The following is a 612-nucleotide window of genomic DNA, read 5'->3' on the forward strand; positions in this document are numbered from 1 at the left end:
AACTTGAACGTAATAAGGAAGGTGTTCTTATCATCCTTAGGAAGGAATGCCAGATTGACACCAAGAGACGATAGCTCGCCACCAACACCCTGGGGCCTAACAAATTGCCAGGCTGGCTGAAGAAGCGAAGCGAATAGGCATATGAGCACTCCAATAAAAAACAATCTACGCCACATACTATGCTGATAAAGCCGTTTGAAGAGCTTGCGATAAAGTGTTTGCAACCAGATTTCTTTATGCTCTTCGTGAGTGACAGGTAGAAAACGACGTGCGGCCCAAGGTGTGACAATGTATGCAACCAGCAAGGACGCAATCATTGCCACAGGTACATTGAAAGCAATGGGATAAAAATACTCACCCAGCATCCCTGTGACCAAGAGTAAAGAGAGGAACACGGCAACCACGGTGATGGTTGCTAAAGTTGTCGGATTACCTATTTCAGTAGCTGCGTTCACAATCGCTCTTGAATACGTCTCTTTGGAACTATCCACCGGCAACAGTTGGTTATGGCGATGAATATTCTCAATTACGACAATGGCATCATCGACCAATAAACCAAGAGCGAGTATTAAGGCGTATAAGGTGATGCGATTCAGCGTTGGCCCAGCCAGA

Annotated in this window: 1 protein-coding gene; it reads right to left on the bottom strand. The window is 45.8% G+C overall.

Annotated features, from left to right (window positions below; all coding sequences use genetic code 11):
- Positions 1–612: efflux RND transporter permease subunit (locus A3750_RS02100; protein WP_197474808.1), on the bottom strand; the 612-nt coding region annotated here is incomplete at both ends.

This window comes from Oleiphilus sp. HI0079 (assembly GCF_001635105.1).